The organism is Nocardiopsis codii, assembly GCF_036327455.1.
GTDB lineage: Bacteria > Actinomycetota > Actinomycetes > Streptosporangiales > Streptosporangiaceae > Nocardiopsis > Nocardiopsis codii.
Genome location: NZ_JAUZMY010000007.1, coordinates 109,356 through 133,472, shown reverse-complemented (window position 1 = coordinate 133,472; position 24,117 = coordinate 109,356). Strand labels below are relative to the sequence as shown.

Genomic DNA, 24,117 nt, shown 5'->3' with positions numbered 1-24,117 from the left:
ATAACATCTCTTCGGGTTGTGGCCCTTGTAATCTCGTGTTTTCGGCCGACCATGGGTCTGGCAGGGAGAGCGCGGACCCACGGCTGTGTCCGGATGCACCCCTCGTCGCCACCGCCGCCCATGTCCGCTCCGTCGGCGACGAACGATTCCATCGGCCCAGACAACCTGGAGAGTGTCCGTGAAACCCGACACCGCCCATTCCAATCCCGAACGCGGAACAAGTGAGAAAAGGGCCCTGTACGCCCGATCGGCCCTGGCCGGGTACTTCTTCCTGACCGGGGCCGTGCTTCCCGTGTGGGCGTCACGCATCCCCGCGGTCAAGGAGCAGAGCGGTGTCGGGGCCGACGAGTTGGGCCTCGCACTCCTGTGCATGGGCGTGGGCGCGATCATCACGGCGCGCGTGGGCGGGGCACTCCTCGACAGGTGCGCTCCGCGGTTCGTCATCGCTCCGGCCGCGGTCGCCGCCTCGCTCTGCCTGGCGCTGCCCGGGGCCGCCACCGGGCCCCGTGAGCTGGCCGTCGCCCTGTTCGTGCTCGGCTCCGCCCACTCCCTGCTCAACATCAGTGTCAACACCCACGCGGCCTTCCTCCAACAGCCGCTCGGGCGTCCGCTGCTCTCCTCCTTCCACGCCTTCGTGTCGCTGGGCGCGTCCTTCGGCGCCCTCTGCGGAGTCGTCACCGCCCACGCCGACCTGGGCCCCCTCGCCACCTTCCAGGCCATGGGCGCGCTCCTGGCCGTCGCGGCCCTGATCCCCGCGAGAGCGCTCGTGCGGTACACGCCTCCGACCGCCGACAGCACCCACGGCGGCGGCAGGGTTCCCCGTAGGCCCCTGCTCTCCCCGATCCTCCTGGCCCTGGGCGCGATGACCATGGCCGCCATGCTCTCCGAGAGCGCCGTCCAGGACTGGAGCGCGCTCTACGCCCAGGAGAGCGTGGACGCGTCCGCCGCGATGGCGGCCGCCGTGTTCGCGTCGTTCACGGTCATGATGACCGTCGGCCGCATCATGGGGGACCGGCTGGCCCTGTTGCTGGGCCGGGTGAACCTGCTCCGGTCCGGTGCCCTCACCGCGGTCTGCGGTTTCGCCCTCGCGCTCGGCCTTCCCACACCCGCCACGGTCCTGGCGGGGTTCGCCCTGATCGGCCTGGGGCTGTCGTGCGCGGTGCCCCAGCTGTTCAGCGCGGCGGCGGAGATCGACCCACGGCACGTCGGAAGGAACCTCGGGACGGTCGCGGCGATCGGCTACGTGGGCCCCCTGGTGGGAGCGCCCGCGATCGGCCTGCTCTCCGCGCAGGGCGGAGTGGGCACGGGCCTGCTCGTGCCCGTGCTCCTCACCGGAGCCCTCGCCCTGAGCGCCGGCTCGGCGCGTCGGCGCACCGGGGCGGGAGCGGCCGACACCGCAGGCCGGGGCGGGCGAACCGGTTCGGCCTGAGCCGGGCGGTCGCGGACAGAGGACCTCCTCCCCCCGCCCGCGTCGACCGACCCCCGAAGTACGACCGACCGCCGCGGGACCCGGTGAACGGACCCGACGGGCAGACCGCGCAAACCCCGCACCGCGCGTGGCGGATCCGACTACGGTGAGTGATCGAACCGTAGGTTGGGGACCATGCGCGTACTAGTCACCGGCGGGGCCGGGTTCATCGGATCACGGGTGGCGGAGGAACTCCGCCTGGCCGGGCACGAGGCGGTGACCCTCGACGCCTACCTGCCCCAGGCCCATCCGGGTCGCGGCCCCGAGGGGGAATCCGTCGACGTCGTGGCCGACATCCGGGACGGCGGCGCGGTCGAGCACGCCCTGCGGGGGGTGGACGCGGTCTGCCACCAGGCGGCGATGGTCGGACTGGGCTCCGCGGACTTCCTGGACGCCCCCGACTACGTGGGCTGCAACGACCTGGGCACGGCGGTCCTCCTGGCCGCCATGGCCCGAGCCGGGGTCCGCGACGTCGTCATGGCGGGTTCGATGGTCGTCTACGGCGAGGGGCGGTACACCTGTCCCGAGCACGGCGACGTCCGTCCCGGCCCGCGGTCGCGGGAGGACCTGGAGGCCGGGGTGTTCGACCCCCCGTGCCCCCGGTGCGGAGCCGCGCTCGAACCCGGCCTGGTCGGGGAGGACGCGCCCGCCGACCCCCGCAACGTCTACGCCACCACGAAGCTGGCGCAGGAGCACCTGTGCGCGTCGTGGGCCAGGGCCGTCGGCGGGCGCGCGGTGTCGCTGCGCTACCACAACGTGTACGGGCCGGGGATGCCGCGCGACACCCCGTACGCGGGAGTCGCCTCCTTCTTCCGCTCGGCCCTGGCCCGGGGCGAGGCGCCCCGCGTGTTCGAGGACGGTCGCCAGCGGCGCGACTTCGTGCACGTCGGCGACGTCGCCCGGGCCAACGTGGCGGCGCTGGAGGCGGTGCGGGGCCGGGCGCGGGGGGAGCTGTCCGCCTTCAACACCGGCAGCGGGACGCCGCACACCATCGCCGAGATGGCGCACGCGCTGGCGGACGCGTACGGCGGCCCCGGGCCCCGGATCACCGGTGAGTACCGGCTGGGCGACGTCCGGCACATCACGGCGTCCTCGCGTCGGCTGACGGAGGAGCTGGACTGGCGGCCGAGGGTCGGCTTCGCCGAGGGGATGGCCGAGTTCGCCCGCGCCGGGCTGCGCGGATCGGTCGGGGCGCCCGCCCCGACGAGCTGACGGCCGACGCGTCCGCGTGTCGCGACCGCTCTTCACGCCTGGTGAGCACATCGATTCGTAACGTGATCAAGATGACCGGTGAACCTCATGAGCACGACCGCGCACACGACGACCAGGCGGGAGGGAGCCCGCGCACGACGGGCGACGGCCCGCCGCCTGTCGACGTGGTTCTCCCCTGCCTGGACGAGGCGTCCGCCCTGCCCTGGGTCATGGAGCGGATACCGCCGGGCTGGAGGGCGATCGTCGTGGACAACGGCTCGACGGACGGATCGGCCGCCATCGCCGCGGACCTGGGAGCCCTCGTCGTCACCGAACCGCGCCGGGGCTTCGGGGCGGCGTGCCACGCCGGCCTGACCGCGGCGACCGCCGAGTTCGTGTGCTTCTGCGACTGCGACGCCTCGCTGGACCCCGGACTGCTCCCGCCGATGGTGGAGCGGATCCGGGCCGGCGGGGCGGACCTCGTCATGGGGCGGCGGCGCCCCGTCCGCCGCGGAACCTGGCCGGTGCACGCCAGGGCCGGCAACACCGTCGTCGCGCGGATGCTGCGCGCCCGGACCGGTGTGAGGGTCCGCGACATCGGCCCGATGAGGGCGGCCAGCAGGACCGCCCTCATCGGACTGGGGATGACCGACCGGCGCTCGGGCTACCCGCTGGAGACGGTCGTGCGCGCCGCCGACGCCGGGTGGGGGATCGAGGAGGTGGACGTTCCCTACCTGCCCCGCTCGGGGGCGTCCAAGGTGACCGGGACCTGGCGCGGAACCTGGACCGCCGTGCGCGACATGACGGCGGTGCTGCGCGAGCCCCCGGCCCGGCACCCCGTGCGAGCCGAGGAGGGGACGCCGTGACCCGCCCCCGCGACGCCGGACTCCCGCCCGGGGACTCCACCCTGGTGGTGATCGCCAAGGAGCCCGTCCCCGGACGGGTCAAGACCCGGATGACACCGGAGTACACACCGGAGGAGGCCGCGGTGCTCGCCGAGGCGGCCCTGGCGGACACCCTGCACACCGTGTGCTCCCTCCCGGCCCGCAGACGGCTCCTGGTGCTGGAGGGCAGCCCCGGACCCTGGCTCCCGGACCCCGGCTTCGAGGTCGTGCCCCAGACCGGCGGCGGTCTGGACGAACGGCTCGCGCACGCGTTCGCCGCGTGCTCGGGGCCCACCCTGCTGATCGGGATGGACACCCCGCAGGTGAACCGGGCGCTCATGGGACCCGCCCTCGCACCGGGCGCGTGGGACCTCGTCGACGCGTGGTTCGGCCCGAGCGAGGACGGCGGCTTCTGGGCGCTCGGCCTGGCCGAACCCGACCCCGCCCTTCTGCGCGGCGTCCCGATGTCGACGGAGCACACCGGCCGGATCCAGCGCGAGCGGCTGGTCCGCGCGGGTCTGCGCGTGGGCGACCTGGAGAGGGTCACCGACGTCGACACCGCCCGCGACGCCGCGCTCGTGGCCTCCCTGATACCCGACAGCCGCTTCGGCAGGGCCGTCCGGCTCGCGAGGGCGGGGTGCCACAGGTGAGCGCCGCCGGGACCGGGATCGACGCCGGGGCGGCTCCGTGGCTGTGCGACCCCTATTCCCAGGCGCTCTCCAGCGGACGCGGCCCCCTGTTCCTCCGCCGGTCCGACGGGTGGATGCTCCCCCTGGAGGTCGAACGCTGGTGCGGGGGGACCGACGCCGCGGACGAGAGCGTCCTGGAGCGCTCCGAGGGCGACACCCTGGACGTCGGGTGCGGCCCCGGCCGCATGGTCGCCACGCTCACCGCCCGCGGACGCCGGGCGCTGGGCGTGGACACGAACCCCGTGGCGGTGTCGCGGGCGGTCGAGGGAGGCGCCCGGGCGGTGTGCTCCTCGGTGTTCGACCCGCTGCCCGGGGAGGGCGGTTGGTGTACCGCCCTGCTGCTCGACGGCAACATCGGTATCGGCGGCGCGCCCGGCGACCTGCTCGCCCGGGTACGGGAGATCGTCCTGCCGGGAGGACTGCTCATCGTCGAGGCCGCCGCCCAGGACGTCCACGAGCGGGTGACGGTGCAGGTCACCGACGGCTGCGGGGATCCGGGAGCACCGTTCCCGTGGGCGAGGGTCGGGCTCCCGGCCCTGCGGAGGTGCGCGGGTTCCTCCGGATGGACGTGGACGGAGGCATGGCACGTGCACGGACGCAGGTTCGCCGCGCTGCGCGCACCGCGCTGAACCGCGCCGGCGGGGGACCGGCGCCGCACCGCCCGGCACTCAGGGCGTGCGTGCGGCCCGTGCGGCCCGTGCGGCCCGTGCGGCCCGCGCGGCCCGTGCGGCCCGCGCGTACCGGACCGCGCCCAGAGCCGCCGACGCGGCGAACAGGACCGCGCAGACCGCCGCCCAACGGTGGCCGAACGGTTCCCCGGTCAGGCCCGTCTTGGAGACGTAGGCCTCCGGGGGGCCCGCGATCAGCGGGAGGTACACCAGGAGCAGCAGTGCCGAGACGACCGCCGGGACGCGCACGTGGCCCAGGAGGAGCACGCGCGCCCGGCCCGGCTCCCGCCACGAGCCGTCCGCGCTCCGGGGACGGCCCAGGACCGCGAACCGGAGGACGCGGTCGACCAGGCTGTAGGCGGGGACCAGGACGAGGTCGTGCAGCAGGGCCGCGCCCGCGAACCACACGGCGATGGCCCACGGGCTGCCCCCGGCGAGGAGGCGCACCCCGGCGTAGGCGGCGAGCGCGAGCACGCCGGCCATCAGCAGGAGGTGCCACGGAGAGGCGCCGTACCAGCGCCGCAGGAGGCCCATCACACCTCTCCGAAGCCGAGCCGGGTGACCCACTTCGTGTTGTGCACCCCCGGGTTCGCGGGCACGATCACCCTCGCGGGGTAACCGTGGTCGGGCGACAGGTCCTCCCCGTTGACGCGCAGGGCCAGGAGCGACCGCGGGTCCGCGACCTGGTTGCCGCGGAGGGCCGCACTGGCGAAGGCGCCCGAGCGCTGGGCGGACTCCACGAGGACCCCTGGAGGCCCCGCGGCCCCGACCAGGGCGGCGAGGTCGGACAGCCGCACCCCCTCCCAGTCGAGGTCGCGCGTCGACCACCCCTCCACGCACGCGATCGGCAGCGCCGACCGGTACCGGGGCAGGGCGAGCAGCTCCTCCCTGGTGAGCACGACCTCGCGGTCTCCGTTCCGGACCGTCAGCCGCCAGCCGGGTCCCGTGTCGGCGTCGGTGACGCCCGCGTACGCGGCCGTGGTGTTGACCGGGAAGCCGTCGGCCCCGTCGGCGGGCAGCCTGCCGTGCGGCGCCAGGACCGCCGTCCGCCGCAACGGGCCGCCGAGGCTCTGGCCGACCGTCGTCAGGAGCAGCGCCAGCGAACCCAGCCCCACCGCGCCCAGCAGGGTGCGGCGCGAGGCCGTCTCCGGGGCGGGGTCCGGCGCCACCAGGCCGTCGTCGGCCCGGCCGCGGCCGGACGCATCGCCCGGGCCCCGCCCCGGACCGCGTCCGCGCAGTGCACGCACCATGGTCGGCAGCTTCAGGGCGACATGGGCGACGAGGCCGGAGACGAACACCCAGGCGCCGTAGAAGTGCAGGGGGTAGAAGGAACCGGGGAAGACGTACTCCAACTGGACGTTGAGGACACCGGTCGCGAAGACGAACAGCGCGCCGCCCACCAGGAACAGGACGGACAGCCGTTCCAGCGCGTGCGCGAGCGACCGGACCGGGGGCCAGCGGAACAGGAGGGGCACGACCGACCAGAGCTTGGCCAGCAGCACGGGGACCAGCGTGATGCCGAGCGTGACGTGCACGCCCTGGGTCAGCCGGTAGAGCCACGGGGGGTCGGTCGGCCAGGGGAAGAGGTAGAAGCCGAGGACCCCCTTGTCGGGCGTCATGTCGTTGGAGGCCAGGTCGGGGTTGTAGGCGGCGTAGGAGAGCAGGCCGGTGACGAACAGCACCGGGACGCCGACGAGCAGGACCGCCCCCAGCAGGGACGTCAGCCGCGGCCCGCGCAGCGGACTGCGCCAGAACCCGGGACGGGTGGGGCCGAACGGGGGACCCTCCCCGAGGAGCGCGAGCACCCCGCCGACCGGCCGGCGGGGGACGGGGCCGGGGGCCTCCGCGCGCACGGCGTCCGACCGGCGCCGCCGACGCGGGCCACCGCCCTGCTCGTCCACGTGGTCCCTCGCCTCCCGGGACGATGGGTCGACCCACGGTCATGCTAGGCCGACCGCGCACGGCAGGGAGGGACCGCCCGACCTGCGGTGTGTCCGGACGCGACCCGTCCGGGCAGTGGATTCCCCGGCCCCGGCGACACGCCGCCGCACACCCCGCCACGGGGGCGCACGTGTCCTACGGTGACGGCGTGACGCAGCCAGAACTCCACCGGAACGACCGGAAGACGACCGGCCCGCCCCGGTCCGGCCTCCGCGCCGACCTGTGCGCCGTCGCCCTGGCCGGGCTCCTCTTCGCCGCGGCAGCCGTCGTCGGCACCTGGATCGAGCGCACCCACGGCGTCCTGCACGTGGCCTGGCCGCCGCTGTACGCGTCCTGGCTGCCCCACACGGGACCCGGCACGGTCCCGGCCCTCGCCCTGGCGGCGGCGGTGGCGGCCTGCGGGCCCGCGGTCGCGCGCGCCCTGCCCTGGCCCGCCCTGGTGGGGGCCGCGTGGGCCGCGTCCACGCTCTGGACCGCCGCGCTCGCCCTGGTCGACGGCTGGAGGCGCGGGATCGCCGACCGCCTCCTGTCGCCCCACGAGTACCTGTCCTCGGTGGACCGCTTCGAGGACGCGGGTGCCGCCGTGCGCACGTTCACCCGGCACATCCTGGTCGGGCAGCCGGACAACTGGCCCACCCACGTGGCAGGGCACCCCCCGGGCGCCGTCCTGACGTTCGTCGCCCTGGACCGGGTCGGCCTCGGGGGAGGGGAGTGGGCCGGGCTCTGGTGCATCCTCGTCGGCGGTTCGGCCGCCGCGGCCGTCCTGGTCGCCATGCGCGCGCTCGGCGCGGAGGCGTCGGCGCGCCGCGCGGCGCCGTTCCTCGTGCTGCTGCCCGCCGCGGTGTGGACGGGGGTCTCCGCGGACGGCTACTTCGCGGCGGTCACCGCGTGGGGCCTGGCCCTCCTCGCCGTGGGCGCGGCGCCCGGCGCCCGCGCGCCGCGCACCGCCGCCCTGGCGGCCGGGCTGCTCCTGGGGTGGGCGGTGTACCTGTCCTACGGGCTGGTCCTCGCCGCGATCCCGGCCGTGGCGGTACTCCTGTGCGCGCGGAACGCGCGCCCCCTGCCCTACGCCCTGGCGGGCGCCATGATCGTCGCCGCGGCCTTCACGGCCGCCGGTTTCCTGTGGTGGGAGGGGTACCACCTGCTCGTTGAGCGCTACTACCAGGGGGTGGCGGCGGTCCGCCCCTACGCGTACTGGGTGTGGGCGAACCTGGCCGTCGCGTGCCTGGCGGTCGGGCCCGCGACCGTGGCGGGCCTGCGCCGGGCGCCGTCGCCGCTGCCCGGGGCCGCGGGCGGTCTGCGCCGGGCGCCGTCCCGGGAGACCGCGACGACGGCCCTGCTCGCCGCCGCCGCGCTCGGCGCCATCACGGTCGCCACCCTCTCCGGGATGAGCAAGGGCGAGACCGAGCGCATCTGGCTGCCGTTCGTGCTGTGGCTGGTCCCCGCCGTCGCGCTCCTGCCCGAGCGCCACCACCGGGGGTGGCTGGCCGCCCAGGGAGCCACGGCCCTCCTGGTCAACCACCTGCTGCTCACCGGCTGGTGACCCCGGCCCGCCGTCGCCCTCCCCCGCGGTGGTGAGACGATGGCGGGGAGATGTCCGAGAGCGAGTCGTGCCGCCCGTTGCGCGCCGGGGTGTTCACCCTGGTGTGCGCGAGCCTGTCCGCGCACGGGCACGCGCTCAGCTCCGGTCACGACGTCCCGTTCGTCGGCCTCCTCGCGGGGATGGCCGTCGTGTTCGCCATGGCGTGGGCGGCCACGAACCGGCGCCAGGGATGGGCCACCCTCACCGGGTGGATGCTCTGGGGCCAGTTCGCCCTGCACGTCGCGTACAGCTACGTCGGTTCGTTCGCGGGGCCGCACACCGCCTCCCACGGCGGTGACGCGGTGGTCCGGGCGGCCATGCCCGCGTGGACGATGATCGCGACGCACGTGGTCTTCGCGCTGGCCAGCGCCTGGTGGCTGCGCCGCGGGGAGACGGCGCTGTTCGCCTTCCTGCGCTTCATGGCGCTCTCCCTCTTCCCCCTGCTGGTGCTGATCGGCGGCCTGCCCGCACCGCGCGGCCCCGTCGTCCCACGCCTGCGGACCGCGGACGCACCCGTCCGCATCCGCCTGCCGTACCTGCGGCACACCCGCATCCTGCGCGGTCCTCCGCTCCTGTCGCCCGCCTGAGACCCGCGTTCGCCACGCCTCCCGGAAGGCGTGGTCACGGCCGCCCGTGCCCTGACCCGCCTCCGCCGCGTCGTTCCGGCACCGCCCCGCCGTGCCGGGGAACGGTCGAGCGCGCCGTCCGGGCCGCCCTCAGCCCTTCCGGGCGCGCCTCGCCCAGACGAGTGCGCCCCTTCCGACGAGTACCGCGCGGTCCTCCGCCGACCCGTGTCCCGGTGACCGCGCGTGCGGCGACAGAAAGAACGGACATGCCTTCCCTCTGTGATGCCACTTCCCCCGCGCCCTCCGACCGGCCGCCGGCGCCGGACGGGCCGCGCGACCCCGGCGGCGAGCACGGCGAACTGACGGCGCTGGCGATGCGCGCCAAGGAGGGCGCGGGGGACGCGCTGGACTCCCTCTTCGCGCGCACCCGCGACGACGTGGCGCGCTTCATCGCCCGCCGGGTGGACCCCTCCTGGGTGGACGACCTGACCCAGGAGACCTTCTCCCGCGCCCTGCGCGGCCTGGACCACTACGCGGGACGCGCACCGGTGCGCGCCTGGCTCTTCTCCGTGGCGCGCCACACCGTGGCCGACCGCTACCGGGTCCAGAGCCGGACCCCCCGCCACGACGCCGTCGACGAGTGGGCCGAGGAGGGGGTGTCCGCCCACCAGGGACGCTTCGACGAGTACCTCGCCCTCCTCTACCTGCTGGAGGAGCTTCCCGAGGACCGCAGAACGGCCTTCGTGCTCACCCAGATCCAGGGCATGCCCTACGCGGAGGCGGCCCGGGCCCTCGGGACCCCCGTCGGCACGGTCCGCTCCCGCGTGGCGCGCGGCCGACGCGACCTGGCGCGCATGCTGCGCCAGGCCGCCTGACCCGGCTGCGGGGCGGTGCGACGCCACCGCGCCGCCCCGCCCCCGCACACCCCCGGCCCGACCACGGCCGGACACCGACCCCGAGAACGAGAACGAGACCCATGCCCTACCGACACCGCACCACCACCCTCGCGGGCGTCGCGCTCAGCGCCGCCGCCCTCGCCCTCGCCACCGCCTGCTCCGCAGCCGACCCGGTCGCGGAGGCCGACTTCTACCTCGACCTGTCCGACGACCCCATGGCGGCCTCGGCGACCGAGCTGGCGACCCTCGACGGCGACCCCTGGGGCTTCACCGACGTCGCCGACGACCGGCTGACCCTGCTCTTCTTCGGCTACACCAGCTGCCCCGACGTGTGCCCGATGACGATGGCCGAGGTCGACCTCGCCCTCGACGGGGCCGGCGACGCGGCCGGCGCCTACGACGTCGTGATGGTGAGCACCGACCCCGCCCGCGATACCGCCGAGCAGCTGCGATCCTGGCTCGACCGGTTCGACCCCTCCTTCCACGGGATCCGGGGGGACGTCGACGCGACGGTCGAGGCCGCCCGGGACTACGGCATCGCCATCGACCCCCCGGAGGAGACCGAGGGGCAGTACCTGGTCACCCACGGCGGCCGCGTCGTCGTCCTCCTGCCCGGGGGCGAGGCGGCGGGCATGTTCGACGAGGGCGCCGAGGCCGACCAGATCGCCTCCCTGCTCCCGGCACTCGCGGACACCCTCCTGTGAGACGCCGCACCGACCACGCGAACGGGCCCTCCCGCCGGAACCTGCTGACCGCCACCGGCGCGGCCGGGCTCGCCGGGCTGGCCGTCGGCGCGGGCGCCGGACACGCCCTCGCCGACCGCCGGCTCGGGGAGGAAAACGAGCACGCGCTCGCCCCCGCCCGCTCCCGGGCGGGGGACCGCGACGGCATGCCCCCGGCGCTCCGGTCACCCACGCCCTCCCAGGTCCAGCTGGTCGCGGTGGACCTGCGCGCGGACGCGGGAGAGCCGACGCGTGAAGCCGCGCGCCGGGTCCTGCGGACCTGGGGGCGGGAGATCCGCGCCCTCCACGAGCAGGGCCTCCACACCCGGGTCGAGGGAGCTCCCACCCAGGGGCTCCTCCCGGCCTCGCTGGGCATCACCCTCGGGCTGGGCGCCTCACTCCTCGACAGAGCCGGGGCGGGGGACCGGATCCCCCCGCACATGGAGGAGATCCCCGCCTTCGCCACCGACAGCCTGGAACCCGCCTGGTGCGGCGGGGACCTGCTGCTCCACGTCGCGGCGGAGGACCCGGTCGTCGCCTCCTCCGCGGTCGGGCACCTGGTCGGCGCCGTCGCGGGCGACGTGCGGCCCCGCTGGTCCCTGCCCGGGTTCCAGCGCTCCGCGGCGGCGGCGGACGACCCGACCGCCACACCGCGCAACCTGATGGGGCAGATCGACGGCACCGTCAACCCGCGCTCCTCCGACCCGCTGTTCGGCCCGCAGGTCCTGGCCGCGCACCCCGAACCCTCCCTGGCGTGGATGGACGGCGGCTCCTACCTCGTCGTCCGCCGCATCCGCATGCTCCTCGACGACTGGTACTCCCTCGACCCCGGGGACCGTGAGGCCGTCATCGGCCGTCGGCTCTCCACCGGCGCCCCGCTGGGAGGCGGCGCCGAGGACGACCTCCCCGACCTGGCCGCCGCAGGGGAGGACGGCGAGCCGGTGATCCCCCGCGACGCCCACATCCGGCTCGCCTCTCCCGAGAACACCCTGGGCGCGCGGATGCTGCGCAGGGGGTACAGCTACGACCTGGGCTGGGACGCCGGAGGCCACCGGCAGGCGGGCCTGATCTTCACCGCCTGGCAGGCCGACCCCAGGACGGGCTTCACCCCGGTGCAGCGCGCCCTGGACGAAGGGGGAGACGCCCTCCACCCGTACGTCCGCCACGAGGGGAGCGCCCTGTTCGCGGTGCCCCCGGTGCGCGACGGCGACCCCTGGGCCGCGCACGACCTGTTCCCGGGGTGAGAACGCGCGTCCCGGGAACCCCGAGGGCCCCCGGGACGACTCCGAGGACGGGCACGCGTCCCACCCGCACGACCACGACCACGAGGAAGCCACGAACACCATGCCACTCGAACGGCCCGGCGCCGTACCCCTGTCACGGACCGCCGCTCCCGCCGCGCTGTCCGCCCTGCTCCTCCTCACGGCCTGCGGGACGGGGGACGCGCCCGCGCAGGTGGCGGCGGAGGCCGCCCCCGACGACCCCAGGGGCCGTGCCGCGGACGGCGACCTTGAGGTCACCGGCGCGTGGGTCCCCGAACCCGCCAACCCCGGGATCGCCGTCCTCTACCTGGAGGTCTCCAACGCCGCCGACGAGGACACCGCCATCACCGGCGTCTCCACCGGGGCCTCGCCCGACGCGGACCTGTGCAGCACCGAGACCACCGGCTCCGGAGCCTCCCGCATGCGCGTCGTGGACGAGATCCCGGTGGCGGCGGGCGGCGCCACCGCGCTGGTCGACGGCGGTTACCACATCATGGTCAACGACCTGGCCGAACCCCTGGAGGCGGGCGACGAGGTCGCCGTCACGCTCGCCTTCGCCGGTGAGCGCGAACTGGAGTTCACCGCACCCGTACAGCCCATGGCGGCCGGCAGCGCACCCGTGACCGACCACGGAGGACACCACTGACGGGTGGCCGCCCCGCCCGGGGCGGCCCGCGGAGGGCCCTCCCCTCACACGGGGCGGGACCCCGTGGCCGGAGCGCCCGCCGCCCCGGCGGACACGGGGTTCCCGCCCGCCGCGCGGGGCGGGCGGCCCGCGCGCCGCCCCACAACCCGGTCCACCGCGAGGAACGCCAGAAGTGACACCCCGAGCAGAGGCACGGCCCACCCGATCGCCGCGAGGACGGCGGCCACCGCCACCCTCCACGGCCACGACAGGGCACGGAAGGCGCCGCGCGGATACGGGCGGCCCACCCCCAGGGCGTGTGTCCGCGTCGGCCTGCGCTGCCACCACATGCGGTACCCCCACACGATGACCGCGACCAGCCCCAGGGCGAGGGCGGTCAGCACGAGCTGGTTGGGCACGCCGAACAGCACGCCCATGTGGGCGTCGATGCCCCACCGGCTGAGCTTGGCCATGAGCGGGTAGTCGGCGAAGCGCACGACGTCGACGACCTCGCCGGTGTCGGCGGCCACGGACGCCGCGTCCACGCTGGAGGGCCAGGACCGGTCGATCTGGGTGACCGTGTAGGGGGCGGCGGGGTCCCGCGGGACGGAGACCTCGACGAGCCCGTCCAGCCCCGCGTCCCGGGCGCTCGCCAGCACCGTGTCGATGCCGGCGTCCACCCCGGGTGTGGCGTTCGGCGTCCCGGCGGAGACGGAAGGGGTGGACCAGGCCAGACGTTCCCGCAGCTCGGTGATGTTCGCCCCCGCGTACTGGGACCAGGTCATGCCGGTCGCCGACAGGAACAGCAGCCCCGCCAGCAACCACAGCCCGGTCGCCCCGTGCACGGACACCGACCGGGAACGGCCCGGAGGGGCACCCGCGCCGGGGACCAGCAGGCGGCGGGCGCTCCTGCGGCGCCGCAGGGACGCCGACACCCACAGGGCGGCGCCGCCCAGGGCGACCGCCCACAGCCAGCTCGCGGCGAGTTCGCTGTACAGGCGGCCCGCGTCACCCAGGTGCAGGTTGCGGTGCAGCATGTCGACCCAGGTCCGGGCGGGCAGGGCGCCGCTCGTGCCGTAGGTCTGCATCGTCCCGAGGACCTCGCCGCCGTAGGGGTCGACGAACACCGTCATCCGGTGGCTCTCCGCGAGTCCGGGAAGGTCGAAGAGGACCCGGGTGGAGTCGCGATCCCCGGTCGCCGGACGCACCGCGTCGAGTTCGGCGCCGGGCAGCTCCGACCGCGCGACGCGCACCTGTTCGTGCAGCGCGAGGGGGGCGCCGTCCGGTTCGACGTACAGCTGCTCCGCGTACACCGCCTGCTCGATCTGCGGCGTCCACACGTACAGGAGCCCCGAGACGGCGGCGACCAGGATGAAGGGGGCGACGAAGACCCCGGCGTAGAAGTGCAGGCGCAGGACCAGGGGGCGCAGGGCCGCCCAGGCGCCGCGGCGTCCCGGCCGGGCCCGGTCCGCTGCCGACTCGTCGGGTTGGCGTTCCACGTGTTCGTTCTCCTCACGGCGACGCACCGGGACCTCGTGCCCGGTGAAGGGTGATCCCCTCTGTTGTCGTCCGCGGGGGCGCCCCGGTTCCCGGCCGCCGGTCCGGTTCCGGCGTGCTCCCCGCCCGCGCGGTGCGCACCGGAGCCCGGGGCGGGTACACCGGCCCGGAGGCGGGGGCTTCCGAGCCGGTGCCGGGAGCACGGGGTGCGGCGGAGCGTCCGGCACTCCGCCGCACCCCGACGGAGAGCGTCCCTACCAGCTGGACTTGGTGACTCCCGGCAGCTCCCCCCGGTGGGCCATCTCCCGGAAGCGGATGCGGGACAGGCCGAAGCGCCTCAGGTGGCCGCGGGGGCGGCCGTCGACGGCGTCCCGGTTGCGGACCCGGGTGGCGCTGGCGTCGCGGGGCTGGCGCCTGAGTTCGGCCGACGCCGCCGCGCGCTCCTCGCTCCCGGTGTGCGGGCTCCTGATCAGGCGTGTGAGTTCGGCCCTGCGCTCGGCGTAGCGGGCGACGACGGCCCTGCGCTGCTCGTTGCGGGCGATCTTGCTCTTCTTGGCCATCTCAGACCCTGCCTCCCCGGGCGCGGATGTCGGCGACCACGCGCTCGATCCCCCGCGCGTCGATCACCTTCATGCCCTTCGCGCTCACCCGGAGCGTGACGAACCGCCGCTCGTCGGGCAGCCAGTAGCGCTTGGACTGGATGTTGGGGTCGAACCTGCGCCTGGTGCGCCGGTGGGAGTGGGAGACGGCGTTGCCGAAGGCGGGCGCCTTGCCCGTCACCTGGCATACACGGGACATGGTCGGTCCTCTCATCGTGGTGGTGCGGTCGCCGGAACCTGTTCAGGGTCGTCCGGCACGGAGGGTGGAGGGGTAGGGGAGCAGGGCCATCTCGCGCGCGTTCGCGATCGCGGAGGCCACCAGCCTCTGCTGGCGGGCGGTGACCCGGGTGACCCGGCGGCTGCGGATCTTGCCCTTGTCGGAGACGAACGTGCGGAGCAGGGCGACGTCCTTGTAGTCGACGAAGTCCTGGTCGCCCAGCGGGTTGGCGGACGTGCGGGCGGGGCCGCGCCTGGTCGCGCGGCGCTCTGTGCGGTCGGGCATGGCTACCTCTCCGAGAACTCGGCGAAGGGGTCGGTCGTGTGGTCCTGGAGGGTCTCCTCGTCGGTGACCAGGCAGGAGTCCAGGATCTCGACGAGGGCGTCGCCGTCCAGGTCGATCCCGGTGAAGGCGAGGTGCTGCCGGCGGTCGCCGATGTCCGGCTCCCAGTCCAGGAGGGCTGAGGCGCGGCGGGCCTCGGACACCAGGTCCAGGGCGGCACCGGGCAGCGCGTCCATCCAGGGGCCGCCGTTCTCCACCATGAGGAGTTCGTTGTGGGAGTCCCAGACGAGGAGGCTGTCCGGCCGGCTGGCGAGCCAGAAGCGCCCCCGGCCGCGCAGCCCCATGGACACGACGGTCTCCAGGGCGTCGGCCAGCCGCTGGGGGTGCAGCGGCCGTGTGCGCGTCCACGTGACGGTGCGGACCCGGCCGTCCGCGCGGTCCCCGTACTGGGCCCAGACCGGGTTCAGGCGGGCGTGGGCCGACCCGGGGTCGAACAGGCCGTGGGCGAACTCCTCCAGGTGCGCGCCCGGTGGTACGACCACCGCCCCGGGGTTGAGCTGTTCGAGGAGGGCCCGGGCCTCCGCGCGCTCCGAGGAGCCGTGCAGCACCACGACCGAGGGGTACTCGATCTGGCGGACGAGGACCTCGGTGACCGTGCGCTCGTCGTCCCGTGCGATGTCCAGGCCCCGGTCGCCGAGTTCGTCGGCGCTGGTCAGGTCGTCCAGGAGGAGGTCGCTGTCCACGGCGGTGACGACGCAGGCCAGGGTGAGCGAGGGCTCCGCCGCGACGGACTCGGCGATCAGCCGCGGTTCCACGCCGTCCCAGGCCTCCACGACGCAGAGGTCGTGGAGCCCCTCCTCCGCCATCCGGACGAGGAGGGGCAGGAGGTCCTCGCGCAGCGTGCAGGAGGCGCAGGCGTGGACGAGGTGCACCTCGCGGCGGTCGGCCCGGCCGGAGCCGTCCCTGGTGACCCGGTGGACCGTGCCCTCACCGATCTCCCCGAGGTCGTGGTGGACCACCACGGATCCGGGCGAGGCGGCGAGCAGGTCGTCCGAGGTTGTTCGGCGTGCCGACCGGTGAAGGCCGGAGATCAGTACCACGCGCATCGGGTTCTCCCCTCCATGGGCAGACCTCTCCCTGTTTTGAAAACGATTTTCATTGTCGAATTCTACACGGGTCGCACCCGGACCCGTCCTCCCGGGGGGCCGGGCGCGGTCGTCGGGGGTGTCGGGACGGTGCAGCGGCGGTGGGACGGGGGACGGGGGAACGCCGACGGCCCGCCCCAGGGAGGGGGCGGGCCGTGGTGGGAGGGGTGTGCGGAAGTCCGCACACTTCAGCTCGGGTCAGGGCGTCCTCGGCCCCTCGGGCGTGTGACGTCCTCGACTTCATGGTGGACCGGGCCCCGATCTCTCCGGAAAGCTCGTGCACCCCCGGCACATCGGTGACGATCGGCGCCGGCGGCACCGGACTCACCTTCCCGATCAACGACTGCCAGGACCCGTGGATCGACGCCATTCCGAATCAGGGAAAGCTGGGCCAGATCTTCGAGGGCGAAGTGCGGAGGCAGAAGACGCTGGACTACGGCATGCTCTTCGAGGCCGACAACACCGCGGTGGTCCCGAGGCTGTCCGACTACGCGTGGGCCGAGGTCAACTACCGAGGCCCCCAAGGAACGACTCGAAAGGACTTCACCCTGTGGACGGATCTCGGCTGGGTTCCGTGGTAGGCATCTCACACATATAGTGAAGCGGAAGGGCTCCCGAGTTCGGGAGTCCTCTCTATTTTCCCTTTCGAAATCGGCGAAAATGAAAAGAAGAAAAGAATACTCGAGCCTCCTGGCCTCTCTCTTCCTGATCACTGCCTGTTCCACAGTCCCATCTCCACAGCAGGCATCATGGGAGCTCGTCGACGAAGCCCCGATCCAGGGACGCGAGGGACATTCCATCGTATGGACAGGGGAAGAAGTCATCGTCTGGGGAGGGAGAGCCGGAAACGATCTCGCTGATGGCGCGGCCTACGACCCCACAACACAAACGTGGCGCCCCATCGCGGCACCCTCGGGTTTCACGAGCCGCTACGGGCACACCGCCGTATGGACCGAAGAGGGCATGTTGGTCACCCAGGGGCAGAGCGCGTCGGGAGATGTGTCCGACAGCATGATCTATTCCCCGTCTTCTGACACCTGGCGGGCCGCCCCGTCGTCCGGCATCGGAACCAACGTCGTCGACCATTTCGCGATCGACAACAGTGCTGTGATTCTGTCTGCGGAAGCGGTCCATGTCTATGATCACGACACCGAGGCGTGGACTCGGGGTGATACGAGGTTTCCAGTCGTGGACGGCGCCCTGATGGAAACAGGAGAAGTTGCTCTCGTCGGCATCGGCGAGGAAGGAGAGCTGAGCTTCGAAGCGGTATTTCCTGGCTCGGATACGTATCGTCCTCTACCAGCGCGGGGAATCCAGGAAGGCCCATGGGACAGGGCTTCTCTTGTCAGCTCCGAGCGGGGGGAACTTTGGCTGGTTTCCTCCCGCGGCGCGACCTCCCCTTCTTTCGTCTACTCCCTTGCGGAGGATGACACATCCTGGAATCTGGCGTACGAGGACGCATCTCTCCACCTCCAGGCTTCCGGGAACCAGGGAAGCCCTGCAGAATCGGTGCTCCTCGAATGGATCCAGGGCAACCTCGTATCGGTCCGCGCGGGATCGATCGGGGCCTACGACACTGACACGGGACAACTCACCGCCTACCAAGCCGACAACGATGCCGCACCCTGTCTCCTGGGGGACTACTCCGTCGTCGCCGACGATCAGCTGGTGTCCTGGTCCGGACCGAGCTGCCGAAACGATGCTCCGCCCAGCTATCCGGCGGAAGGATTGATCGTGGACCTTCCGAGCTGAACTGCCCCCCGGGTTTCCTGGCAGGTGTGACCGGAAAGCCCGCACCTACACCCCCTTGACCAAGTGCGCGGGTGCGAGCTTTCCTACGGTCACGAGCGCCCCACCCGAAGTGCGCGCCTCTGCTCTGTGGCGTCCTCGTGAGTGGGGGCGCACGACGCCAGGATGCAGGCCGGCTCCGCGGCGCCCTTCCCCAGGAGATGGGCGATGCGTCGGGCGGTGGCGTCCTTGTCGTCCGGGTCCAGTCGGTGGGGTGTCGCACAGGTCACCTCGGCCCTGCTGCTGAGGGGGCCGGTGAGCACTTCCAGCGCGGCGTCGATACCTGGTGCTGTGGCCGAAATCGTTCACCTGGGTGTGTTCACGCTGCGATGGGTAGCGGTCGGCCTCCCCAGCGCAGGCCCTTCTCGCCTAGGAGTGTTTTTTAGGAGCTTTCCGGGTCGGCGAGCGGCCGTCCAGGCGATCTCTCGCAAGACGATGTGCGACGTTCAGCCTGGTTGTGCTTCACGAGCGCAGAGGCGCAGCGAGAGGAAGCCTGGTGGACGCGAGCCCGGAAGGGTTCAAAAAACACGACCTAGTCGGTCGCGATCCCCCGGGAGGCGAGGAGCTCCAGCATCTCGGGCTGCCGGTAGAAGAGGTCCTCGGCGTTCTGGAAGCTCCGCAGGTTCGGCACCAGGGCGAGGTCGTCCAGGGAGCGGACGTCGAACAGGTCGTCCTCGCCGTCCCAGATCGGCGCGCACTCCATGAACACCCGGTTCCCGCCGTCGAACAGGATCGTGTCCACGGTGGCGAGCTGGTCCTCACCGATCTCCAGCGCCTCGAAGTACGCGCGCGCCTCGTCCAGGACCGCGTACTCCTTCCCGGTCCTGCGGGCGTAGTCGTAGGCGGACTCGGTGATGCCCAGCCCCCTGAGGTGCGTGGAGAGGTTGAACGGAGGGGAGAGGGTCTCGTCGTCGTACATGAGCCTGTCGATGACGAGCAGCTTGAAGTTGAAGTCCTGGAAGGTCGGCATGGCGCCACCGTAGCCAGGGGGTACGACGCCGACCGGCGCCGGGTCCGGCGCCGGACCCGCGGTCCGGCCAGGGAAGCCCTGTCCGTGGGCGGCACCGGTGCGCCCTCGGGGGGCGCCCAGGGGCGCCGCGTCGCGGTGCGCGCGGGCGGAGGGCCGCGCCACCGCTTCCCGGAGGCCGTGTTCGCCCCGGGGTGGCGGGCCAAGGTGCGGGCACGACCTCCTCCGCCCTGGGCAAAGGTCCGTGTTGGGCGGCTTCCCTGCGTGGGCCGGTGGGGGAGGCTCCGACCGTGCCACGGATCGGGGGAGGACACGGATGAGCGCGTGGAGCGATGCCGAACTGAGCAGGATCGGCGATGCGGGGGAGATGCGGATCACGTCCCTGGACGACGGGGGGAGACTGCGCAGGCCCCGGACGATCTGGGTGGTGCGCGAGGGCGACGACCTCTACGTCCGGTCCGTCAACGGGCCGGGGTCCTCCTGGTACCGGGGCACCCGGGACCGCCTCGCGGGGCATGTCAGCGCCGGAGGCGTGGAGGCCGACGTGGTCTTCGAGGACGCCGACCACGCCCTCGACGACCGCATCGACTCCGCCTACCGCTCCAAGTACGGGGCGTCCTCCTCCGCCGTCGAGCGGATCACGGGCACGCCCGCCCGCTCCACCACCACCAGGCTCCTGCGCGCCCCGGCCTGAACCCGGCCGCCGGGGCGCGGGGCGGTCCCCACCGCCGACCCGAGGCGGTCGGCGGTGACGGGCGCCGCGCCACGGCCGCGAGGCACGCAATGACGTCGACGGAGGTCTCTCCTGCTCGGTCTCGTACTCGTCGTACTGCTGGGAACCGCCATCCTGGTCTGCACCGCGCTGGCGGGCCGGTCGAGGCTGCCCGCTCCGGCCCTGCTGCTGGGCAGCGGTGTCCTGCTGGGATTCGTCCCCGCCCTGCACGAGGTACAGCTGCCCCCGGAGGTGATGCTCCTGATCTTCCTGCCCCTGCTGCTGTACTGGGAGAGCCTGTCCACGTCATTGCGCGAGATCCGCAAGAACATCACCGGCATCGCCGTGATGAGCACGCTGCTCGTCATCGCCACGGCCGCGGCCGTGGCCGTCCTCGCCCACCAGTGGGGGCTGCCCTGGGGCGCGGCGTGGGTGCTCGGGGCCGCCGTCGCCCCCACCGACGCCACCGCGGTGTCCACCGTGGCCCGCCTCCTTCCACGGCGTGACATCACCGTCCTGCGTGCCGAGGGCCTCGTCAACGACGGCACCGCCCTGGTGGTCTACGGAGTGGCGGTCGGCGTCACCGTGGGCGAGGTGTCCCTGAGCGCTCCGCACGTCGGCTGGCTGTTCCTGCTCTCCTACTGCGGCGGAGTCGTGGCGGGCACGGTCACCGCCCTGTTCTGGGCCGCGGTGCGCCGCCGCATCGAGAACGCCCTGATGCAGAACGTCGTCATCCTGCTCACCCCCTTCACCGCCTTCCTCCTGGCGGAGAGCGTGGGGGCCTCCGGTGTGCTGGCGGTGGTGGTGGCCGGTCTCATCATGAGCCAGGCCGGGCCGACCGTCGGGCGCCCGCAGTCGCGCCGCCAGACGGAGGCGTCCTGGTCCCTGGCGGTCTTCCTCATCAACGGGTCGCTGTTCGTCCTGGTCGGCCTGGAGGTCCACACGGCCGTGCGCGGGCTCACCAGCCTGGCACTGGCCCAGGCCCTCGCGCTGGTCGCACTCGTGTCCGTGCTCGTCCTCGCGGTGCGGTGCGCCTTCGTCCTGGGCCCGCCCGTGCTCGTGGCGCTGCTGCCCCGGTCGCTGCGGCCGGACGGGGGGCCGGGGCTCCCCTCCCGCCTCGTCAACGCCATGGCGGGCTTCCGCGGCGCGGTGTCGTTGGCGGTCGCCCTGGCGGTCCCGCACACCGTCGCCTCCGGCGCACCCTTCCCCGAACGCGACCTGATCGTGTTCACCACCACCGGGGTCATCCTGGCGACCCTGGTGGTCCAGGGTCTGCTCCTGCCCCCGCTGATCGCGTGGGCGGGCCTCCCCGACGACTCCGACGTGGAGCGGGAGCGGCGGTTCGCGCAGAGGACCGCGCTCGATGAGGCGCTGCGGGCCCTGCCGGAGGTGGTGTCCGCCCTGGGCACCGACCCGGCCGTCGCCTCCCGTCTGGAGGAGGAGTACCGGGAGCACCTGGAGACGCTGCGCGAGGACGCCGACGCCTCGCGGACCGACCGGATCCGGAGCAGGGAGGAGCAGTACACCGCCCTGCGCCTGGCCCTGCTGGCGCGCAAGCGGGCCACCGTGATCCGGCTGCGCGACGAACGCCGCATCGACGACGTCGTGCTGCGCAGGATGCAGTCGTCGATGGACACCGAAGAGGTCAGGCTGTCCCACCGCGAACAGTTCGAGTGACCCCGGGTCGTCCGACCGCCGCCGCGGGCCCCTGACCCGGCGCCGCCGCCCCCGCACGGCCGGCTCAACGCGGGACGCGGGACGCGGGGCAGGCCGGGGGAACCCGCGCCGACGGACGCGGGCATGTGCCGCTCGCCCCGCTCCGGTCCGCTCTCCGCCCCGCCTCCGCGCCGGACGGGCGCCCGCACGCCCCGTCTTCCGCAGGCGAGGGGGTTGCGCCAGTACCCGGAACGACAGTGACTCCCGTCAGAGGCGTTGAACGGGTTGCCTGGAGGGGTGGGAGGTGTGCCCGATCGGCGGGTGTCCGCCCCCGCAACGGCTCGACGGATGGAGAACCGATGAGGGCAACGTTCATGTACGGCGCCGGCGACGTGCGGGTGGAGGAGGTACCCGACCCGACGATCCAGGCGCCCACCGACGCGATCGTGCGCGTGGTGCGCGCCTGTGTGTGCGGTTCGGACCTGCACCCCTACCACGGCATGCAGGCCTCGTCCGAGGGCGCTCCGATGGGCCACGAGTTCCTCGGGGTGGTCGAGGATCCCGGGTCCGACGTGAGGACCGTGAGGAAGGGCGACTTCGTCATCGGCACCTTCGCCTTCCAGGACAACACCTGCGAGTTCTGCCGCGAGGGCTTCCAGACCTCCTGCGTCAACGGGGGCTGGTACGGGGCCGGCGGCGTGGGAGGCGCGCAGGCCGAGGCGCTGCGGGTGCCCCAGGCCGACGGCAGCCTCATCAGGGTCCCGGTCTCGGTCGACTCGGACCTGCTGCCGTCGCTGCTGACCCTGTCGGACGTCTACCTCACCGGCTACCACGCCGCCCACATGGCACGCGTCCGCGCCGGCCAGACGGTCACGGTGATCGGCGACGGAGCCGTGGGGCTGTCCGCGGTGCTCGCGGCCCGGCAGAGGGGGGCCGAGCGCATCATCCTCATGGGCCGCCACAGGAGCCGCACCGACCTGGGACGCGAGTGGGGGGCCACCGACGTGGTCCCGGAGCGGGGCGAGGAGGGCCTGGCCAGGGTCATGGAGCTGACCGGGGGGAAGGGCTCCCACGTGGTCCTGGAGGCGGTCGGCCACAGACCCGCCTACGAGACGGCCCACGGCGTGCTGCGTCCCGGCGGCGTCATCTCCCGGGTCGGGGTCCCGCAGTACGAGGAGGCCCCGATCGGGTTCGGCTCCCTGTTCGGCAGGAACGCCACCCTCAACGGCGGCCCCGCCCCGGTGCGGGCCTACATCGACCAGGTCCTGCCCGACGTGCTGGAGGGCCGCATCGACCCGGGCCGGGTCTTCGACATGACGGTCGACCTGGAGCACGTCGCCGACGGCTACCGGGCCATGGACTCCCGCGAGTCGCTCAAGGCGCTCGTCGCGCCCTGAACGGGCCCCCGTACGGGGGCGGCGGGACCTCGGACCGGCCCGTGACCGCGGCCTGCGGGGCCGCGGTCACGGACCGGTCCGTGAGTGCGCGTTCAGCCCCGGCGGGCGACGGCGTAGCCGTACTGGTCGGGCCAGCGGGAGCCGGCGCCCAGTTCCTCGGCCGCGCGGTGCGCCCAGTAGGGCTCGCGCAGGAGCTGGCGCCCCAGGAACACCGCGTCGGCGCGGCCCGAGGAGACGATCTCCTCCGCCTGGGCGGGCTCCAGGATCAGGCCGACCGCCGCGGTGGGCAGGCCGGTCTCCTGGCGCACCTGTTCGGCGAAGGGGACCTGGTAGTCGGGCGCGGCGGGGATGGAGGCGTCGTGGACCATGCCGCCGGTGGACACGTCGAGCAGGTCCACGCCCCGGGCCTGGAGCTCCTTGGCCAGGCGCACCGTGTCCTCGCCGGTCCACCCCTCGCGCGGGTCCTCGGCGTTCTCCGAGAGCCAGTCCGTGGCGGAGGTGCGGAAGAGCACCGGCAGGTGCTCGGGCCAGACCGCCCGCACCGCCTCGACGACCTCCAGCGGGAACCGCATGCGGTTCTCGACGGTGCCGCCGTAGGCGTCGGTGCGCCGGTTGGCCGCGGGGGAGAGGAAGGAGTTGAGCAGGTAGCCGTGGGCTCCGTGCACCTCCACCACCTCGAACCCGGCGGCCAGGGCCCGCTCGGCAGAGGCGGCGAAGTCGCGCACGAGCTGCCCGATCTCCTCCACGGTCAGCGCGGCCGGGGCGGGGTGGTCGTGGAAGGGCTCGGCGCTGGGGCCGACCGTGGTCCATCCGCCGTCGGCGGGCGCGACGGGCCGGTTGCCGAGCCAGGGCTTGTCGACCGAGGCCTTGCGTCCGGCGTGTGCGAGCTGGATGGCGGGAACCGAGCCGTGGGCGCGGACGGCGGCGGTGATCCGCGCGAACGCCTGCTGCTGGGCGTCGTTCCACAGGCCGAGGTCCCAGGGGCTGATCCGCCCGTCCGGGCGCACACCGGTCGCCTCGACCATCACCATGCCCAGGCCGCCCGCGGCCCGGTCGGCCAGGTGGGCCAGGTGGAAGTCGGTCGGCACCCCGGCCTCGGGGCCCTGGGACTGTGCGGAGTACATGCACATCGGGGACATCCACACGCGGTTGGGGATCTCCAGGGACCTCAGCTTGAGAGGCGTGAACAACGTGCTCACAGTCGGTCCTTCCCATGGGGTGGGGTGGGACACCGGTCGTGCCGGGGTCGGGTGTCGGTCACGCGTGGACCGCTTCCTCATACGATAAGCATCGTATTACGATGATTGTCAAACTACGATGGTTCTCGTATTTTGTGGGTGGCGTCTCAACGAGGAGGGCGGTC

Annotated in this window: 25 protein-coding genes; 16 read left to right on the top strand and 9 right to left on the bottom strand. The window is 73.7% G+C overall.

The genetic code is table 11. From position 1 onward, the window contains the following. Nucleotides 1-178 precede the first annotated feature (178 nt). The 5 genes from Q8791_RS09415 to Q8791_RS09395 all read left to right on the top strand — a co-directional run bounded on the left by Q8791_RS09415 (nucleotide 179) and on the right by Q8791_RS09395 (nucleotide 4,861). Nucleotides 179-1,429 (top strand): MFS transporter, encoded by a 1,251-nt coding sequence (locus tag Q8791_RS09415; protein ID WP_330091234.1) that lies wholly within the window; start codon nucleotides 179-181, stop codon nucleotides 1,427-1,429. A gap of 174 nt (nucleotides 1,430-1,603) precedes the next feature. Further along, a complete protein-coding gene (locus Q8791_RS09410; protein WP_330091233.1) occupies nucleotides 1,604-2,680 on the top strand; it encodes an NAD-dependent epimerase/dehydratase family protein in 1,077 nt (358 codons plus the stop codon). A 71-nt stretch (nucleotides 2,681-2,751) separates the two neighbouring features. After that, nucleotides 2,752-3,525, top strand: a complete 774-nt coding sequence (locus tag Q8791_RS09405) for a glycosyltransferase family 2 protein (RefSeq protein ID WP_330091232.1) — start codon at nucleotides 2,752-2,754, stop codon at nucleotides 3,523-3,525. Next, complete coding sequence (locus Q8791_RS09400) at nucleotides 3,522-4,193, top strand: TIGR04282 family arsenosugar biosynthesis glycosyltransferase (protein ID WP_330091231.1); 672 nt, start codon at nucleotides 3,522-3,524, stop codon at nucleotides 4,191-4,193. Before Q8791_RS09405 ends, Q8791_RS09400 begins: the two co-directional genes overlap by 4 nt. Beyond that, on the top strand, nucleotides 4,190-4,861 hold the full coding sequence (locus Q8791_RS09395; RefSeq protein ID WP_330091230.1) for a class I SAM-dependent methyltransferase: 672 nt from the start codon (nucleotides 4,190-4,192) through the stop codon (nucleotides 4,859-4,861). The genes Q8791_RS09400 and Q8791_RS09395 overlap by 4 nt, the downstream gene beginning before the upstream one ends. A gap of 39 nt (nucleotides 4,862-4,900) precedes the next feature. Here Q8791_RS09395 and Q8791_RS09390 read toward each other — a convergent pair whose 3' ends face one another. Together Q8791_RS09390 and Q8791_RS09385 are read right to left on the bottom strand one after the other, a co-directional pair. Then, on the bottom strand, nucleotides 4,901-5,434 hold the full coding sequence (locus Q8791_RS09390; RefSeq protein WP_330091229.1) for a hypothetical protein: 534 nt from the start codon (nucleotides 5,432-5,434) through the stop codon (nucleotides 4,901-4,903). Beyond that, nucleotides 5,434-6,801 carry a molybdopterin-dependent oxidoreductase gene (locus tag Q8791_RS09385; RefSeq protein WP_330091228.1) on the bottom strand — a complete coding sequence of 456 codons (1,368 nt, stop codon included), beginning with the start codon at nucleotides 6,799-6,801 and terminating at the stop codon, nucleotides 5,434-5,436. Before Q8791_RS09385 ends, Q8791_RS09390 begins: the two co-directional genes overlap by 1 nt. Before the next feature lie 188 nt (nucleotides 6,802-6,989). Here Q8791_RS09385 and Q8791_RS09380 point away from each other — a divergent pair, with 188 nt between their 5' ends. The 6 genes from Q8791_RS09380 (at nucleotide 6,990) to Q8791_RS09355 (ending at nucleotide 12,515) form a co-directional block, all read left to right on the top strand. After that, nucleotides 6,990-8,384, top strand: coding sequence for a hypothetical protein (locus Q8791_RS09380; protein WP_330091227.1), 1,395 nt, complete (start codon nucleotides 6,990-6,992; stop codon nucleotides 8,382-8,384). A gap of 50 nt (nucleotides 8,385-8,434) precedes the next feature. Next, a complete protein-coding gene (locus tag Q8791_RS09375) occupies nucleotides 8,435-9,010 on the top strand; it encodes a hypothetical protein (protein WP_330091226.1) in 576 nt (191 codons plus the stop codon). Between the two features lie 245 nt (nucleotides 9,011-9,255). Continuing rightward, on the top strand, nucleotides 9,256-9,864 hold the full coding sequence (locus Q8791_RS09370; protein WP_330091225.1) for an RNA polymerase sigma factor: 609 nt from the start codon (nucleotides 9,256-9,258) through the stop codon (nucleotides 9,862-9,864). A 101-nt stretch (nucleotides 9,865-9,965) separates the two neighbouring features. After that, on the top strand, nucleotides 9,966-10,589 hold the full coding sequence (locus tag Q8791_RS09365; protein WP_330091224.1) for an SCO family protein: 624 nt from the start codon (nucleotides 9,966-9,968) through the stop codon (nucleotides 10,587-10,589). Continuing rightward, nucleotides 10,586-11,851: a Dyp-type peroxidase gene (locus Q8791_RS09360; protein ID WP_330091223.1), complete on the top strand. Its 1,266-nt coding sequence runs from the start codon at nucleotides 10,586-10,588 to the stop codon at nucleotides 11,849-11,851. Before Q8791_RS09365 ends, Q8791_RS09360 begins: the two co-directional genes overlap by 4 nt. Nucleotides 11,852-11,951: 100 nt before the next feature. After that, entirely contained in the window at nucleotides 11,952-12,515 is a 564-nt protein-coding gene (locus tag Q8791_RS09355) for a copper chaperone PCu(A)C (RefSeq protein WP_330091222.1), read from the top strand. 44 nt (nucleotides 12,516-12,559) lie between these two features. On the opposite strand, the gene Q8791_RS09350 is transcribed toward Q8791_RS09355, so the two are convergent. The 5 genes from Q8791_RS09350 to Q8791_RS09330 form a co-directional block, all read right to left on the bottom strand. Next, the gene (locus Q8791_RS09350) at nucleotides 12,560-13,993 is read right to left on the bottom strand and encodes a PepSY-associated TM helix domain-containing protein (RefSeq protein ID WP_330091221.1); all 1,434 of its coding nucleotides are present in this window, start codon (nucleotides 13,991-13,993) and stop codon (nucleotides 12,560-12,562) included. A gap of 252 nt (nucleotides 13,994-14,245) precedes the next feature. Further along, nucleotides 14,246-14,551: a 30S ribosomal protein S14 gene (rpsN, locus tag Q8791_RS09345; RefSeq protein WP_330091220.1), complete on the bottom strand. Its 306-nt coding sequence runs from the start codon at nucleotides 14,549-14,551 to the stop codon at nucleotides 14,246-14,248. A gap of 1 nt (nucleotide 14,552) precedes the next feature. Continuing rightward, entirely contained in the window at nucleotides 14,553-14,789 is a 237-nt protein-coding gene (gene rpmB, locus Q8791_RS09340; RefSeq protein ID WP_330091219.1) for a 50S ribosomal protein L28, read from the bottom strand. 42 nt (nucleotides 14,790-14,831) lie between these two features. Next, the gene (gene rpsR, locus Q8791_RS09335) at nucleotides 14,832-15,092 is read right to left on the bottom strand and encodes a 30S ribosomal protein S18 (protein WP_330091218.1); all 261 of its coding nucleotides are present in this window, start codon (nucleotides 15,090-15,092) and stop codon (nucleotides 14,832-14,834) included. A 2-nt stretch (nucleotides 15,093-15,094) separates the two neighbouring features. Further along, on the bottom strand, nucleotides 15,095-16,195 hold the full coding sequence (locus tag Q8791_RS09330) for a CobW family GTP-binding protein (RefSeq protein ID WP_330091217.1): 1,101 nt from the start codon (nucleotides 16,193-16,195) through the stop codon (nucleotides 15,095-15,097). Between the two features lie 335 nt (nucleotides 16,196-16,530). Between Q8791_RS09330 and Q8791_RS09325 the strand changes: the two genes are divergently transcribed. Next, complete coding sequence (locus tag Q8791_RS09325) at nucleotides 16,531-16,815, top strand: hypothetical protein (protein ID WP_330091216.1); 285 nt, start codon at nucleotides 16,531-16,533, stop codon at nucleotides 16,813-16,815. Between the two features lie 382 nt (nucleotides 16,816-17,197). Continuing rightward, complete coding sequence (locus tag Q8791_RS09320; RefSeq protein ID WP_330091215.1) at nucleotides 17,198-17,986, top strand: hypothetical protein; 789 nt, start codon at nucleotides 17,198-17,200, stop codon at nucleotides 17,984-17,986. A gap of 568 nt (nucleotides 17,987-18,554) precedes the next feature. On the opposite strand, the gene Q8791_RS09315 is transcribed toward Q8791_RS09320, so the two are convergent. Further along, nucleotides 18,555-18,992 (bottom strand): DUF6892 domain-containing protein, encoded by a 438-nt coding sequence (locus tag Q8791_RS09315; protein ID WP_330091214.1) that lies wholly within the window; start codon nucleotides 18,990-18,992, stop codon nucleotides 18,555-18,557. A gap of 313 nt (nucleotides 18,993-19,305) precedes the next feature. Here Q8791_RS09315 and Q8791_RS09310 point away from each other — a divergent pair, with 313 nt between their 5' ends. From Q8791_RS09310 to Q8791_RS09300, 3 genes are all read left to right on the top strand, one after another. Further along, nucleotides 19,306-19,683, top strand: coding sequence for a DUF2255 family protein (locus Q8791_RS09310; RefSeq protein ID WP_330091213.1), 378 nt, complete (start codon nucleotides 19,306-19,308; stop codon nucleotides 19,681-19,683). 111 nt (nucleotides 19,684-19,794) lie between these two features. Then, nucleotides 19,795-21,378, top strand: coding sequence for a Na+/H+ antiporter (locus tag Q8791_RS09305; RefSeq protein ID WP_330091330.1), 1,584 nt, complete (start codon nucleotides 19,795-19,797; stop codon nucleotides 21,376-21,378). Nucleotides 21,379-21,716: 338 nt separating this feature from the next. Then, nucleotides 21,717-22,754 carry a zinc-binding dehydrogenase gene (locus Q8791_RS09300; protein ID WP_330091212.1) on the top strand — a complete coding sequence of 346 codons (1,038 nt, stop codon included), beginning with the start codon at nucleotides 21,717-21,719 and terminating at the stop codon, nucleotides 22,752-22,754. Nucleotides 22,755-22,846: 92 nt separating this feature from the next. Here the strand turns inward: Q8791_RS09300 and Q8791_RS09295 are convergent, their stop codons facing one another. Further along, a complete protein-coding gene (locus Q8791_RS09295; RefSeq protein WP_330091211.1) occupies nucleotides 22,847-23,953 on the bottom strand; it encodes an NADH:flavin oxidoreductase/NADH oxidase in 1,107 nt (368 codons plus the stop codon). Between the last annotated feature and the right edge of the window lie 164 nt (nucleotides 23,954-24,117).